This is a genomic window from Tropicibacter naphthalenivorans, assembly GCF_900176475.1.
Lineage (GTDB): Bacteria > Pseudomonadota > Alphaproteobacteria > Rhodobacterales > Rhodobacteraceae > Tropicibacter > Tropicibacter naphthalenivorans.
Genome location: NZ_FWXX01000014.1, coordinates 43080 through 58578 on the forward strand (window position 1 = coordinate 43080; position 15499 = coordinate 58578).

11 protein-coding genes, 1 tRNA gene and 1 pseudogene are annotated in these 15499 nt (G+C 58.4%); 10 read left to right on the forward strand and 3 right to left on the reverse strand.

The features are described 5' to 3' along the window. Positions 1-26: 26 nt before the first annotated feature. Positions 27-2174 (forward strand): selenide, water dikinase SelD, encoded by a 2148-nt coding sequence (gene selD, locus B9A11_RS19160; protein WP_058249311.1) that lies wholly within the window; start codon positions 27-29, stop codon positions 2172-2174. Here selD and mnmH read toward each other — a convergent pair. Beyond that, complete coding sequence (mnmH, locus tag B9A11_RS19165; protein WP_058249310.1) at positions 2156-3214, reverse strand: tRNA 2-selenouridine(34) synthase MnmH; 1059 nt, start codon at positions 3212-3214, stop codon at positions 2156-2158. The two genes, selD and mnmH, sit on opposite strands and share 19 nt — an antisense overlap. Positions 3215-3364: 150 nt before the next feature. Between mnmH and B9A11_RS19170 the strand changes: the two genes are divergently transcribed. After that, positions 3365-3439 (forward strand) — tRNA-Phe (locus tag B9A11_RS19170). A 66-nt stretch (positions 3440-3505) separates the two neighbouring features. Here the strand turns inward: B9A11_RS19170 and B9A11_RS19175 are convergent. After that, positions 3506-4684, reverse strand: a complete 1179-nt coding sequence (locus B9A11_RS19175; protein WP_058249309.1) for a tyrosine-type recombinase/integrase — start codon at positions 4682-4684, stop codon at positions 3506-3508. A gap of 12 nt (positions 4685-4696) precedes the next feature. Next, entirely contained in the window at positions 4697-5248 is a 552-nt protein-coding gene (locus B9A11_RS19180; protein ID WP_143595945.1) for a hypothetical protein, read from the reverse strand. A gap of 125 nt (positions 5249-5373) precedes the next feature. On the opposite strand from B9A11_RS19180, the gene B9A11_RS19185 reads away from it, so the two are divergent. From B9A11_RS19185 to B9A11_RS21960, 8 genes and pseudogenes are all read left to right on the forward strand, one after another. After that, complete coding sequence (locus tag B9A11_RS19185; protein ID WP_058249307.1) at positions 5374-5622, forward strand: helix-turn-helix transcriptional regulator; 249 nt, start codon at positions 5374-5376, stop codon at positions 5620-5622. A gap of 10 nt (positions 5623-5632) precedes the next feature. Beyond that, on the forward strand, positions 5633-6139 hold the full coding sequence (locus B9A11_RS22650) for a helix-turn-helix domain-containing protein (protein WP_143595946.1): 507 nt from the start codon (positions 5633-5635) through the stop codon (positions 6137-6139). Then, on the forward strand, positions 6114-7190 hold the full coding sequence (locus B9A11_RS19190; protein ID WP_058249306.1) for a tyrosine-type recombinase/integrase: 1077 nt from the start codon (positions 6114-6116) through the stop codon (positions 7188-7190). The genes B9A11_RS22650 and B9A11_RS19190 overlap by 26 nt, the downstream gene beginning before the upstream one ends. A 52-nt stretch (positions 7191-7242) precedes the next feature. After that, positions 7243-12096 carry a DEAD/DEAH box helicase gene (locus B9A11_RS19195; protein ID WP_222103140.1) on the forward strand — a complete coding sequence of 1618 codons (4854 nt, stop codon included), beginning with the start codon at positions 7243-7245 and terminating at the stop codon, positions 12094-12096. 22 nt (positions 12097-12118) lie between these two features. After that, the gene (locus tag B9A11_RS19200; protein WP_058249305.1) at positions 12119-12940 is read left to right on the forward strand and encodes a hypothetical protein; all 822 of its coding nucleotides are present in this window, start codon (positions 12119-12121) and stop codon (positions 12938-12940) included. A gap of 1 nt (position 12941) precedes the next feature. Next, complete coding sequence (locus B9A11_RS19205) at positions 12942-13571, forward strand: hypothetical protein (RefSeq protein ID WP_058249304.1); 630 nt, start codon at positions 12942-12944, stop codon at positions 13569-13571. 390 nt (positions 13572-13961) lie between these two features. Beyond that, complete coding sequence (locus B9A11_RS19210) at positions 13962-15164, forward strand: DUF6538 domain-containing protein (protein ID WP_058249303.1); 1203 nt, start codon at positions 13962-13964, stop codon at positions 15162-15164. A 62-nt stretch (positions 15165-15226) separates the two neighbouring features. Then, positions 15227-15499, forward strand: a pseudogene (locus B9A11_RS21960) (transposase); the annotation flags it as partial.

Here is a 15499-nt window from a genome sequence, read left to right on the forward strand (position 1 = left end):
AAGTCTCCGCCAAACAGGAGGCCGTCATGCGATCAACCACTTTGCCAGACACGCGCGACTTGGTTTTGATCGGGGGCGGGCACACACACGCCTTGGTCCTTCGGATGTGGGGCATGAAACCTCTGCCGGGCGTGCGCGTCACGGTCATAAACCCCGGCCCGACTGCGCCCTACTCTGGGATGCTTCCCGGACATCTGGCAGGGCACTACACGCGGGACGCGCTGGACATCGATCTGGTCAAGCTGGCTCGATTTGCCGGTGCGCGTATCATCGACGGTGCGGCCTCTGACATCGATACGACCGCCAAGACCGTCACGGTGCCCGGCCGCCCGGCCATCGCTTTTGATATTGCTTCCATCGACGTGGGCATCAACAGCGAGCTTCCCAGCTTGCCCGGTTTTTCTGAATACGGAGTGGCAGCTAAACCTCTGGGAAAATTTGCAAAAAGCTGGAATGACTACTTGATGGGTGCAAATGCAGACAGCGCGGCAGTCATCGGTGGGGGCGTTGCAGGGGTCGAGATCGCATTGGCCTTTGCCCACGCGCTCCCCTCGTCCGCCAACGTCACCCTCATTGAACGTGGAACGCTTCTTGCCGGCCTTCCGAGCCGAACCGCGGATCGTCTGCGGGCGACCTTGGCACGTGAAAACGTCACGATCCACGAAAACACCTCTGTGACACAGATCCGCGCGGGGCAAGTGATCACCGACAAGGGAGTGATCGACGCAGGTTTCATCTGTGGAGCGACCGGCGCGCGCCCCCACGACTGGATCGCCGCGCTTGATCTCGCCCAAACCGATGGGTTTATTGACATCGGCCCAGATTTACGCAGCTCTCATCCCGATATTTTTGCCGTCGGTGATTGTGCCCACATGACCGCGACGCCGCGGCCCAAGGCCGGCGTCTACGCCGTCCGGCAAGCGCCGACGTTGCTGCATAATCTCAAGGTCGCCCTGTCGGAACAAGGCCGCGCCAAAAGCTACCGACCGCAGCGGGATTACCTCAAGCTTATCTCGTTGGGCCGGAAATCTGCGATGGCGGATAAATTTGGCCTGACGCTGTCTGGTCCGCTTCTTTGGCGATGGAAAAATCACATCGACCAGAAGTTCATGAACATGTTCAGAGACTTGCCCCAGATGGCGCCGTCCCCCCTGCCCGCTTTTCATGCCGCGGGCATGGCCGACGCGATCGGCCCCAAGCCAATGTGCGGCGGGTGCGGGTCCAAGCTTGGCCAAGGCGCGTTGGATCAAACCTTGACCTGTCTCGCCCCCGCGCATCGCGACGACATCCTCCAGTTGCCCGGCGACGACGCCGCCTACCTGCGGGTCGGGGGCGCGCGTCAGGTCATCAGCACCGATCACCTGCGCAGCATGATCGAAGACCCCGTCGTCATGACCCGCATCGCGGCCATTCATGCCCTGGGCGACGTCTGGGCCATGGGCGCCAAGCCGCAGGCGGTCACGACCAATATCATCCTACCGCGCCTGTCAAAACAACTCGCCGCCCGCAGCTTTTCCGAAATTATGGCGACTGCTCAAGAGGTTATCACCGAAGCCGGGGCGCAAATCGTAGGCGGGCACACGACCTTGGGGGCCGAATTGACCCTGGGCTTTACCATCACCGGCCTGTGCGACGCCGAACCGATCACCTTGGCCGGCGCCCAGCCCGGCGACACCATCATCCTGACCAAGCCCATAGGCTCGGGCGTTGTCATGGCGGCAGAGATGGCGGGCAGCGCCAAGGGCGATTGGGTCATGGACACGCTTGATCTGATGATGCAGCCGCAGGGCCGCGCCTCGGAAATCTTGAGCAAAGCCAATGCGATGACCGATGTGACCGGCTTTGGCCTTGTGGGGCACGTCAACAACATCTGCAAAGCATCCGGCGTCGGCGCGCGCCTTGATCTGGACGCGATCCCCGTGATGCCCGGCGCTTTGGAGCTGTCGCAAGACGGCGTGCGCTCGACGCTTTACCCCGATAACCGCCAGGTTCTGCCCGCTCTCGCAGAGGACGCCCGCATCGCTTTGCTGTTTGATCCACAAACCGCAGGCGGGCTTTTGGCCTGCGTCTCTGGCAATCCCCAAGACCTGCTCCGCCAGTTGGCCTCGGCGGGCTACACCGCTGCGATCATTGGGGAAATTACCGATAAGGCAGGTCAGATCGACGTCGCGTGAAGCCTTTCCGCAAGCTGATCCGCTACCCCGTTCAACGCCGCGGGATCAAGGGCGGGGGCCTCGATGCGGTACAACACATTCGGCGACATGGCGCGCATCGACTTGTTATACGCCGGATCGTAGTGGTCGACGGCCAGCGATTCACACAGAGCCAACCGGTCATCTGCGGCGATCAACGTCTCCCAGTGATCGACGAGCGCATGACCGCGATGAAACCGCAAATGCGCGAGTTTCGCGCGCAACCCGTCGTGATCGGCCAGGATATCCTCGTAGGCGCGGGCCAGATACTGCGCGCGGGCCGCAATAGGGGCCGCGATTTCGACCCACGGCGCGATCTTCATCGCCTCCCACAGGGACGGCGGCAGGGTCAAAGTGCCGATTTTGCTGCTCTCTGCCTCGACCACCACGGGCCGCGTCGGATCAAGCCTGTGCAAAACCTGGGCCAAAGCCGTTTCAAAGCCCTTTTGGCTAGGTTGCCCACCGGGCATCTCGCCGAGCAAAGAGCCTCGGTGCCGGGCCAAGCCTTCGAGGTCGACCACCTGCACCCCACGCGCGGCCAGCAGCGGCAACAGCTCGGTCTTGGCGGTCCCGGTATAGCCGCCCAGCTGCACCAAACGGTGCGGCAGCGGTACGTCATACAACGCCTGCGAGACCAAGCGGCGATAGGTGCGATAGCCTCCGTCGATCAGCTCGGACCGCCAACCGATTTCCTTGAGCATCCAAGCAAACGACCCCGATCGCTGCCCCCCGCGCCAGCAATAGACCAAGGGCCGCCAGCCACCTTCGCGATCCGCAAGCGGGCCCGCGATGTGATCAGCCGCATTGCGAAACACCAGCGCCGCCCCGATTTTCCGAGCCAGAAAAGGGCTTTGCTGTTTATACATTGTGCCGACGCGGGCGCGCTCTTCGTTGTCGAGAACGGGCAGGTTGATCGCTCCGGGCAGATGATCCTCGGCGAATTCAGCGGGGCTGCGCACGTCAATCACGGTGTCGAACCCATGATCCAAAAGCTGCGCCAGAGCGGTCGGTTTGATGGCCATGGGCAAGGATTTACCCAGAATTCTGGGCCTTGGAAAGGGCCGCTCGGCGGCGGCGCAAAGAAAGATGAAAAAGGTTGAAAAAAGCACTTGTCACCGCTGTGGGGCTCCTATAGACCGCCCTCACCCGAGAGGCAGCGCCTCTCACCCAGTGCCCGGGTAGCTCAGGGGTAGAGCAGTGGATTGAAAATCCTCGTGTCGGTGGTTCGATTCCGCCCCCGGGCACCATAAAAATCAAAGACTTAGACCCCGTTAAGCTTGATGCACTAAAGTGTACGTGTAATTCGTGTGTAATCAGGCCGAACTTTTCGGCTTTAGCTTACGGATATTGTCTTCTTGAGTGCCGCTGACCCGCCCTTCCAGCCGATCCATTGCGGCTTCGATGTGAGAGCCGCTTTGATGCGCATAGCGTGCAACCATAGACAACGTCTTGTGACCGGAAATACGCTGGACTGTGGGCAGGTCAACGCCCGCCTGAACCAGATGCGTCACCGCCGTGTGGCGAAGCGTGTGAGGGGTGATCTGATCGGGATCAAGACCAGCACGTTCGGCAGAGCGGCGAAAGGCTTTGCGGATCGTGTGGGCATGACCGGTAGCACTTCCCGGCGAAGGGAACATCCATTCGCAGCCGGGCGGCAACATATCCATGCGTTTCCCCAGATACTCAGCCAATTCGCGCGTGATAGGTTGCTCACGAGACCCCGCCTTCGCCTGCGGAACCCAGATCACTCGCTTTCCAACATCGACATCTTCTCGACGGATCGCGAGAATTTCCGCATGACGCATCCCCGTGTGCAGTCCGACCATGACGAAGGCGTGGATGTTTTCGTTGTGGTCCGATGCTGCCGCGTCCAGCAAGGCAACGCATTGATTATCTGTCAGGTAAACAATCCGCTGGTTGTCTTCCTTAAAGCGATTGATCCTGACCGACTTGCTCTTAATCCACTTCCACTCAACCGCTTGGTTCAGGAGATGGGAGAGTGTGGCCAGCTCTCGATTGATGGTCGCCTTTGCTGCGCCCTCAGTGCGGCGGGCCTTCTTGTAGCGTTCAACGTCGAAGGACTCGATGGCACTCAATGGCTTAGCCGCAAGAAACGGGACCAAGTGTTGCCTTAGCTGACGCTCTTTGATGTCGATGTTTTTTCCGTCACTGTCACGAAGCCTCTGAACGTAGCGGTCGGCGGTTTCTTCAAAGCTCAGTGGCGTCTTGCGCCCCTCGGGCAACTCCAACCGCTGACGCCTTGCATCGGTTCTGGCTTGGGCGATGAAATCTTCCGCCTGCTGTCTCGTCACACCCTCGGACTCTCGTCCGATCACACGATGAATTCGCCGACGGTCGACCATAATATTGACGGAGTACACACCATCACCATTGGCGTCGCGCCGGAACGTTATGCCATGTTCGGTAAGGCTGTCACCGATCTTCAGGGTCCGGATTGCAGGACGTGTCAGTTTGGAAAAACGAATTGCCATGAATACGTGCCCTCAAAACGGAATTTCATCGTCAATGTCGCGCTTGTGTTCTGGCTTGCCTGACTTTTCCGTCACCTTGGGGAGCACGTCTGCACTCTTCTCGCCCACAGCTACGGCGAGAAGGTCGTCCCAACATTCATCAACGCGATCCCTTACAATCGACCCAAGGTCGGTACTGAACTTCCAGCGCTCTTTTTCCCAGCGCCCCAGCCAAAAATACCCATTCTCCTCGATAAGCGCCCAGACGTGCTGCTCTTCGAACGTCATCAGTTCCGGCGCGATCAGGGCCAACGACACAAGACGCTGGCTTTCGCGTACATGCCAGAGCGTTTCGGCGGCATCCCCAAAGGTACTTGGGTCACCATATCCCGGCTCACGCCACTTGTTGATGACGAGTGTTTGAATCTGCTCGGCCAACATCGACTCGATGAAGGAAGATTTGGTCCGGCGCTGCGATCTGGCCGCTAGTTCACATAAGTAATTTAGACGCGGATCAAGCCGAATCGAAACCGTCTCTGTCCTGCCCAACTTCGATCCAGCGCCCTTTGGAACCTTAATTGCCATGATGTCCTCGTGTCGAAACGTTCCGTCATGATCCATTTTGCACGTTGCGTATTGAGTTTCAATACATGTCTTGCTCTTCCTGTCGTGTACTGACCGACGAAGCCTGTTGAGCAAGGAAACAAACCATGAAAATCGACACTGATACCCAACGCGTCTTCATTCATCCGGACGGGCGTATGGACCGCAAGAACGCGGCCCGCTACCTTGGCTGCTCGCCGAAGACGCTCGCCGACTGGGCGATGAAGGGCCAAGGACCGCAGTACGTGCTGTTGGGCGGCCGCGCTTTCTACTTCCTCGAAGACCTGCAGTCTTGGATTGCCGCCGCCCCTCGCCTCGCCGGAACCGGCGGTCGAGAAATTCGGGCGGGCGACTAGGACCTCCAAGATGCCGGGAGCCAAGAACCCGGACCGCAGGCGCATCCGCATCAGGCGCACCTACTCTGTGCCAGAAGTTGCGGCCCTTCTCGAAGTCCACGTTCACACTGTGCGCCGATGGCTCAAGAACGGGTTGGGGGCGATTGATGGCCAGAGCCCAACCCTTGTCCACGGTGCAGAACTTCGCAGATACTTGGACGCCCGCGTCAAAGACAGCAAGCAGAAGTGCGGCCCGGACGAGATGTACTGCCTTTCATGCCGCGCGCCTCGCTTGCCAATTCTAGGCTCAGTCCACATTGCTGATCTGAACGACAAAACGGTTCGGTTAATTGGGACTTGTTGTTCATGTGGCGGGAAAATCTGCCGCGCAGGCAGCGCTTCCAGACTGCCAGATTACACCACTTCATTCGGGCCACTCCAGAGGCGGACCCCAAGCCTAAAGGGGAGCAGCATTTCCCTCTTGGATGGTGACTCAAAGGAGCAAGAAGAAAATGGACAAATTCAACGCGGAAAATGAACGGATCAAGCGTGACTACGCTGAGTTCCTGCGCGAAGCGGACCAAAAGTCCGAAGCCACCGTGCGCGGGGTCGAAAAGGCGATCCTGCGCTTCGAGGAGTACACTGGTTTCTGCGACTTTGGACGCTTTAATCGCAATCAGGCTAAAGGCTTCAGGGCGGAACTGTCCTCACCCGCCGACGAAAGCAAACGCCTCGGAAACTCCACCGTTCTTTCGACCTTGAAAGCGGTGCAACGGTTCTTCCGGTGGCTGTCAGTGCAGCCGGGTTTCAAGTCCAAGATAGACACCAATGCCATCGCGTATTTCAACCTCTCTGAGAAGGACATTCGCGCGGCAACATCTTCACCTTCGAAGCCTTCACCGACCATGGATCAATTGAAGCGCGCATTGGCTTCGATGCCTTCTGAGACCATTCTGGATAAGCGTGATCGTGCTGTCTTTGCCCTTCTAATGATGACCGGCATCCGAGACAATGCAGCCGCCTCCTTGCTGCTAGGCCACGTCGACATCGACAGGCAGATGATCGTTCAAGACCCGAAAACAGTCCGTACCAAGAACAGCAAGCTGATCGAATCAGTACTGCTGCCACTTGGGCTTGAAATTGAAGGCGTTCTGTTCTCATGGGTTGGCTACCTGCGTGACGAACTCCGGTGGCAGCCTGACGACCCCCTTTTTCCGCAATCGCGGCATCGGATCGACCCCCAAAGGGGGCCTGTCGTCGACGGGATCAGACGGCAAGTGTGGTCCAACTCTCAGCCCATTCGAGAGATTTTCAAGCGGGCGTTCGCCGATGCTGGGCTCCCCTACTTTACTCCGCACCGCGTAAGAAACACCGTCGTCGAGTACGCGTACCTAACGTGCAGGACACCCGAAGAGTTCAAAGCGTTCAGCCAGAACCTTGGCCACGAAAGCGTCGTGACGACACTCTCCAGCTATGGTCAAATCCCTCTCGCTCGACAGCGCGAACTGATCCGCAACGCTGGCAAGAGCCGTGACCTGGACGCGAAGCTGGAACGGCTCCTTGAAGTTCTTGATCGGAGCGAAGACTAGCAGTTATTTTGGCCGTTCAACTACTTGCGGCTGGAAAGGTCTGAGTGATCTAATGGCTGAAGACATCACAGCGGTTATGGATATGCGTATGGGTCACGAGCAGATTAATAGAATTCTTTCGCAATTTCGGGAACTATCCAGCGATGAGCGCGGCAAAGGCAGGCTGTTTGAACGGCTGATCGCAAACTACCTGGTCCGCGACCCTCAATATTCCGATCTGTTGGAGCATGTGTGGCTCTGGGAAGAATGGCCCGACCGCTGGGGCGCTGACGTGGGCATTGACCTCGTGGCCCGTGAAAAGGCGACGGGCGATTACTGGGCGATCCAGTGCAAATTCTTTGACCCCAATCACACGATCCAAAAACCCGACATTGATTCCTTCCTTTCAGCATCGGGCAAACAGTTCGCAACGAATGACGGCAGCCGCCAATTCGCGCGCCGTATTCTCGTGTCGACCACGGATAAATGGAACAGAAACGCGGAAAGCGCCATCGAAGGGCAGACAATTCCGGTTTCCCGCATCAGCCTTGCCGATCTAGCAGAAAGCCCGATTGACTGGACCGAATTCAGCCTGTCGCGCCCAGACCTGATCCGTCTGCGCCCCAAGAAAACGCCGCGCCCGCATCAGGAAGAGGCAATCGCAGCCGTTATCGAGGGCTACGAAACCGAAGATCGCGGCAAGATGATCATGGCTTGCGGCACCGGCAAGACCTTCACATCGCTGCGCCTTGCCGAACAGGTGGTTCCCGAGGGCGGGCGCATCCTGTTTCTGGCCCCTTCGATTTCGCTAGTGTCGCAGACCCTTCGGGAATGGACCGCACAAGCGCTTGATCCTATCCATGCCTTTGTCGTGTGTTCCGACAGCAAGGTGGGCCGCGACGAAGAGGACCTGCGCACGCACGATCTGGCCTACCCCGCGACCACGGACTCGCGGAAACTGGCAAATGCAGCGCAAGCCCTGACGCACGGGCGGCGCATCGTCGTGTTCTCCACCTATCAGTCGATTCAGGTCGTGTCTGACGCCCAGCGCGCTGGGCTTGGTGAATTCGACCTGATTATCTGCGACGAAGCGCACCGGACAACCGGCCTGACCCTACCGGGCGAAGACCCGTCTGATTTCGTGAAGGTGCATAACGACAGCATCGTGAAGGGCAAGAAACGCCTCTACATGACCGCCACGCCGCGCATCTATGCCGATGCGTCCAAGGCAAAGGCAGATCAGAACGATGCGGTCCTGTATTCGATGGATGAACTCGATACCTTCGGCCCTGAATTTTATCGGCTAGGCTTCGGCAAGGCCGTCGAACGCGAACTTCTATCCGAATACAAGGTGCTGATCGTCGCCGTCGAACAGGACAAGATGAGCGCCGTGGCGAACAGCTATAACCGCGCCTACAAACTCGACGAAAAGAAAGCTATCGACATCAACTTCGCCACCAAGATCGTGGGAAGCTGGAAGGGCCTGTCCAAGAAAGGGCTGGTCCTGGTGGATGAGGACGGCGAACAGGAAGACCTGACCGAAGACACCGAACCGATGCGCCGCGCCGTCGCCTTTTCGCGTTCCATCAAATCGTCCAAGGCGATGACGGAGACCTTCGGGCGCTTGGCCGAACTTTATGCCGAGACCTATCAGCCCGATGACGCCCCCGGCATGATCGACTGCAAACTTGATCACGTCGACGGCACGATGAACGCCCTGCAACGGTCGTCTGCGCTCGAATGGCTGAAGGATAACCCCGGTTCGGGCAACTGCCGTATCCTGTCCAACGCGCGCTGCCTGTCCGAAGGGATCGACGTTCCCGCGCTCGACTCTGTCGTGTTCTTCGATACCCGCGAATCCATCGTCGACATCGTGCAATCGGTCGGGCGTGTCATGCGCAAGGCGGAAGGCAAGAAATACGGCTACATCATCCTGCCGGTCTGTATGCCGTCCAAGAACGTGGCCGATTACAACAGCTACATCGAAAGCGATCCGCAGTTCCGCAGCATCTGGAAGGTGATCAAGGCCCTGCGCGCCCATGACGAGTCCCTCGTCGACGAAGCCGAATTCCGCCGCAAGGTCAAAGTCGTCTCGGGTGACGAAAAATCCGGCGACGGTGAGGGCGGCGGCGAAGGGGGCGGCGATACCCTGCCGCTCGATTTCCCTGCCCTGCCAATCGACGCCATCAGCGAAGCGGTCTATGCCGCGATCCCCAAGAAACTGGGCGACCGCGAATATTGGAGCGAATGGGCCAAATCTATCGGTCCCGTGGCCGAACGGCTGATCGCCCGCATCAAGGCGATGATCGACGGCAACCCGGACGTGGCCGAAGAATTCGCCCGCTTCCTGAAGGGGCTGCAAGACACCCTCAATCCCGCCGTTTCGCAGGATGAAGCCATCGAAATGCTGGCCCAGCACATCCTGACGATGCCGGTCTTTCAGGCGCTGTTCGAGGGCACGGATTTCCCGGAACACAACGCCGTGGGCAAGGCGCTGGACGCCATCGTTCACAAACTGGACGCAGGGTCCGTCGACAGCGAAACCGAAAGCCTCGAACGCTTCTACGACAACGTGCGCGAACGCATCAGCCTGGCCAAAAGCGACAAGTCGAAACAGGACATCATTCGCAACCTCTACGACACGTTCTTCAACAACGCATTCCCGCGCATGGCCGAACGGCTGGGCATCGTCTATACGCCCGTTCCCGTGGTCGACTTCATCCTGCGCAGCGCCGATGCCGCCCTGCGCCGTCACTTCGGGCAATCGCTATCGAGCGAGGGCGTGCAAATCCTTGACCCCTTCACCGGCACCGGCACCTTCCTTGTGCGGCTGATCCAGTCGGGGCTGATCCCGCCCGAGGCTTTGGAGCGCAAATACGCGGGCGAGTTGCACGCGAACGAACTGGTCCTGCTCGCCTATTACATCGCCACGGTGAATATCGAGACGGCGTATCACGGCATCACCGGCACCTATCGTCCCTTTGACGGGATGATCCTGATCGACACCTTCCAGATGACCGAAGACGGCGACATGGTCGACAAGGTCGTGCTGCCGGAAAACAACGAACGCGCCGAACGGCAGTTGGCCCAGCCCATTCAGGTGATCGTGGGCAACCCGCCCTATTCCGCGCAACAGGACAGCGAGAACGACAATAACAAGAACCTCGCCTACCCGACGCTGGACGACAAGATCAGGACAACCTACGCGGCCAAATCGAACGCAAAGCTGCTCAAGAACCTCTATGACAGCTATATCCGCGCGATCCGCTGGGCCTCTGACCGTATCGAGGATCGCGGCATCGTCGCCTATGTGACGAACGGATCGTTCCTTGAGGCGAACAATATGGACGGTCTGCGCCTGAGCCTGGCTGATGAATTCAGCCACCTTTACATTTTCAACCTTCGCGGCAACGCGCGTACCCAAGGCGAACAGCGGCGGATGGAAGGGGGCGGCATCTTCGATGCGGGATCACGGACGCCGGTTGCTATCACGATCATGGTGAAGGACCCCGCCCACACCGGCGACTGCCAACTTCACTACCATGATATTGGCGACTACCTGAGCCGCGAAGAAAAGCTGGCGATCATAGACGACTTCGCAAGCCTTGAGTCCGTTCCTTGGCGACGGCTGCGCCCGAATGCCGAAGGCGACTGGATCAACATGCGCGATCCCGCTTTCGACGCTTTCATTCCCTTGGGCGATAAGGACAAGGCCGAAGCCAACGCGATCTTCGATATGTATTCGCAGGGCGTTCTGACCTCGCGCGATGCCTGGGCTTACAACTCGGGCCACGATGCACTGGCGGGCAACATGCGCCGGATGATCGAAACCTACGAGACCGAGCGCGAACGCTACGCCCGCGCCTGCGCTGGGTTGCAAAAAGGCGATTGGCCTGATCTGGAAGAAATCGTCGAAACCGACGCCAAGAAAATCAGTTGGTCTCGTGCGCTCAAAGCCGACGCATCAAGGAACAAAGCCTATAGCTTCAATGCCGAAGCAATCGTCCAAGGGTCGTATCGCCCTTTCCATCGGCAATGGCTCTATTTCGACCGCCGTTTCAACGAAATGGTCTATCAACAGTATCGCCTGTTCCCGACACCACGGCACGAAAACCTTGTGATCTGCGCCGCAGGCAGTGGGGCGAACAAAGCATTCTCAGCTTTCGTCACGGCGAATGTGCCCGACTATGAACTCGTGTCGAAAGGCCAAGGCTTCCCGCTCTACTGGTACGAAAAGGTCGACGAAAACGAGGATCGGCCACAGGGCGAAATGTTCGAGGATCGCCCCACGCCTGACGCAGACGGCTACATCCGCCGCGATGCGATTTCCGATTGGGCGCTGGGCGAATACCGCCGTCGCTATGAGGACGACAGCATCACCAAGCAAGACATCTTCTGGTACGTCTACGGCATCCTGCATTCCCCCGAATACAAGGATCGCTTTGCCGCCGACCTGAAAAAGATGGTCCCCCGCATCCCCTTCGCCGCCGATTTCCGGGCGTATCGTGACGCGGGCCGCGAATTGGGCCAGTGGCACCTGAACTACGAAACCGTGGAACCTTACCCGCTGGAAGAGGAAACCAGTCGTCTGGTGATGGAAGATGCCGACTACCGCGTTCACAAGATGGTCTTTGGCAAGGGCAGCGGCGGCAAGGACAAATCCGTGATCGTCTATAACCCGCACCTGACCCTGAAGGGCATCCCGCTGGACGCCTACGACTATGTGGTGAACGGCAAATCCGCGCTGGAATGGATCATGGAACGGTATGCCGTCAGCATCCACAAAGCCAGCCAGATCAAGAATGACCCGAACGACTGGTCCGACGATCCCCACTACATCGTCAACCTGATCAAGCGCGTCACCCGCGTTAGCGTGGAAACCGTCCGCATCGTCTCGGGCCTGCCGCCGCTGAACGAACAAGAATGAGTTGTTTGGGTAGGAAACCGAAATGAAGATCGCTAACCCTCTGAATCCGGTACAGGTCGAATTCAACGAACTCTGCGCCAAAGGCGGCGGCGCGGGTGGTGGCCCAGCGCGCACCAAGGTTCAGGAATTGCTGCACAACGGAAGCAAGACACTGAACACGATGGCTTTCGACGAAATCTCGCAGCATCTTAAGACGTTTTCATCCGCAAACCCGTGGCACGTCTGCTTTGCCGTGGGCTTGGGCTGGGGGCATCTGGCGAAGATCGACGAAGACTTCACCGCCGCCGCTATCGAGGTGCTGACCGATCTGGACCCCGCCGCCCTGAGCGTTGCAAGGACCTTCCACCTGGAACGTGGCCCGACCCCCATCGAACAATCGCTTCGGGGAGGCTACTTGATGTTCCAGAGGGTGAAACTACCCGCGACCTTGCCAGACGACTTGCGGATGATTGGGCGTGCGCAGGAACGATGGCTTTCGCCGCTCGTGTCGCCGTCAATGGACCGTCCCAAGTATATCGGCAGTTGGAACGCGACCGCGATGTTCATGGTGGCCCTGTTCTCCAAGCCCGCGCTTGCAGCGACCCTGACCAATCGTGAAGTCATGCTGCCGCCGGGTGGCCCGATCTTCAACGGTCTAAAAATCCTGCACAAAGCCAAGATTCTAAAGACGCCGCCCTCTGGGAACGAATTGGACGACGAAGCCTTTGAACCCGGCTCGATTTACGAGAACAACGCCCTGATGGCCGAACTTCTAAAAGGCAGATCGGGGTGGAGCATGATCGACGTTCACTCAGGCCTTTACATGTTGGGCACGAGATACCCCGCGTCTAAAGGCTGGGCATAACGTGACAATTGAGGCAGCCGAAGACCTGTTTTCCCGCGCTTTGGAAGAGGTAATCGGTCAGGTAAATCGTGGGGATTTGGGCGAAGCAAACGAGGCGACTGTACAGCACCACTTGGCTCTATCCCTGCATTTGTTAGCTAGAGAGGAAGGCTTGCCTTTCTCTATCATCATGGAAAGGCGAATACAGCGCACCAACGGTGGCGTTTTTCCCAAGAAGGGGAGCAACAACGCTGAAATTGACGTTTTCTTTACTGTTGGCGAAGACGAAACCCGGTGCGCGGTCGAACTCAAACTCTTCAAACGGAGCAATCATAGAGAACCCAACAACCGATACGACTCCTATGCCGACTTGGCAAACTTGGAAATCTATCTTGAAGAGCATTGCGACATTGGTTTTTTCGTTCTGCTCACTGACCACCCACACTACTTTGACCCCGCATTTGGCGATCACAGGCCCGGCACCGCTGACTTTTCCTTAAGAGAAGGGCACGTCTACCAAGCGCAGCGGGAGTTGAGCTACCGGACCAATACGCCCTATGGCACGCCGTTAACGCTCAGGCAGGACTACTCATTTCACTGGCAAAATGATGGCAATGATTGGCGGTTTCTGATCCTCAAGGTCTCGCCCTGATCGGAGTCGATATGGATCAGCCACCGAAACCGCGCGCTGGGCGGAAAGATAATCAATTCTCTTTCATCCAACTCGCGCGTCCTTCAAGGAACTCGCAGCCAATGTCCGAACATAAGTAGAACGTGATCCGTCCTCTTGTGTAATTTATGTGTAATTGCATTCGGAACGTTCCGGATGTGTTCAGCAAATTCTAGGAACAGAAATGCCGGTATCCCGTAGGAAATTCCCCATTTGTCAAGCAGTTGGACGCAAGTCGGCATGGTCCCTATGAAGTGATGGGAAAATTGAAAATCCTCGTGTCGGTGGTTCGATTCCGCCCCCGGGCACCATTTACTAAGCTAACACATTGGTTTCGCTTCAGCTTTTAGCCCATGCTAAGAGCCGTAGACCATGGCGGAGACCATTCTTCCCGCGCTCACCTTCGTTAAAGACGGAGTGTTTTGCTTCAGCCGCCGCATCCCACGGGCCTTGCGCGACCACTATTCAAACCCTCGGATCGCATATTCGCTGCGCACCAAGTCGCATCGCATCGCCGAATCCCGCGCTCGTAAAGCCGCCGATCAGCTGGACGAATATTGGTATCACCTGAGGTCTAAGGTCGTGGACCTGCCCGGCAAGCATATGCTTCGCCAACAGCAAGCCACTCAGGCCACTCACGCGCCTGCTCCCCAGCCACCGCTCAGCACCTCCATCAAGCTGTCCGAAGCCGTTGGTCTTTATCTGCGCCTCAAGGGCAAGGGTCGTCCTGTGACCTTCCACAGAGCGGCAGAGCGCTCCTGCGGTTACGTGATTGACGCTTGTGGCGACAAAGCGCTGGATGCCTACACCAAGGCCGACGCGAACGCCTTTCGCGATGCACTGGTCGCGCGGGGTCTGGCAGGCAGCAGCATGACGAGGGTCTTCGGGACCGTGCGGGCTGTGACGAACTTCGCCGCAAGTGAACAAGGCCTTTCGCTGATAAACCCCTTTACCGGGGTCTACTATGACCGGGATGCTGGTGTGACGGATCGCAACGCGGTGTCTCGGGATGCCCTCCTCAAGGTGCGTAAAGAATGCCGCAAGCGGGATGATGATTTGCGTTGGCTGGTTGCCTTGGTGGCTGACACGGGTATGCGCCTGGCCGAAGCTGCAGGGATGACACGCGACGACTTTGTGAGGGACAAGAATGGCGGTCTGGTGGCCAAGGTGCGCCCCCATCCATGGCGTCGGCTAAAGACGAAGGGGAGTGAACGGGACATCCCTCTTGAAGGGGAAGCCCTGTGGGCGGCTGAACGTATCCTCGCGCAAGCTGAAACCAGCGCCCATGCTTTCCCTCGTTACAACAAGACTTCCGAGACGAACGCCAACGCCGCAAGTGCTGCCCTCAACAAGTGGTTGAAGGATGTGACCGCCGAGAAGAACACCATGCACGGCTTTCGTCACGCGATGCGGGACCGCCTTCGCGCTATCGAATGCCCGGCGGATGTCGTGGACCAGATCGGCGGCTGGCGAACCGAAGGTGTCGGCCATGGATACGGCTCCGGCTATCCGCTCGAGGTGCTGAGGAAGTGGATGAAGGAAGCCGCGCGGGCCGACATGGTCTACGGCTCCTAGGCTCAGGCCTCATTAAGATTTGAGGGACAAGGTTATGCAGGGGCGTCGTGGAGACCTGCATCATGAGCGATTTGTTCTGGCTCACAGAGGCACGGATGGCGCGTCTGCGCCCCTTATTTCCGAAGAGCCGCGGCCGCCCGAGGGTTGATGACAGGCGCGTGCTGAGCGGAATTATTTTCATAAATCGCAATGGTTTACGCTGGCGTGATGCACCACGAGAATACGGCCCGCACAGTTGAAGGGGACCGTGGCCCCAGTGGGGCCGCGTAAGCCCCGGAAACGCTCTACAACCGGTGGCGCAGGTGGAGCGAGATGGGCGTCTTCGCCACGATCCT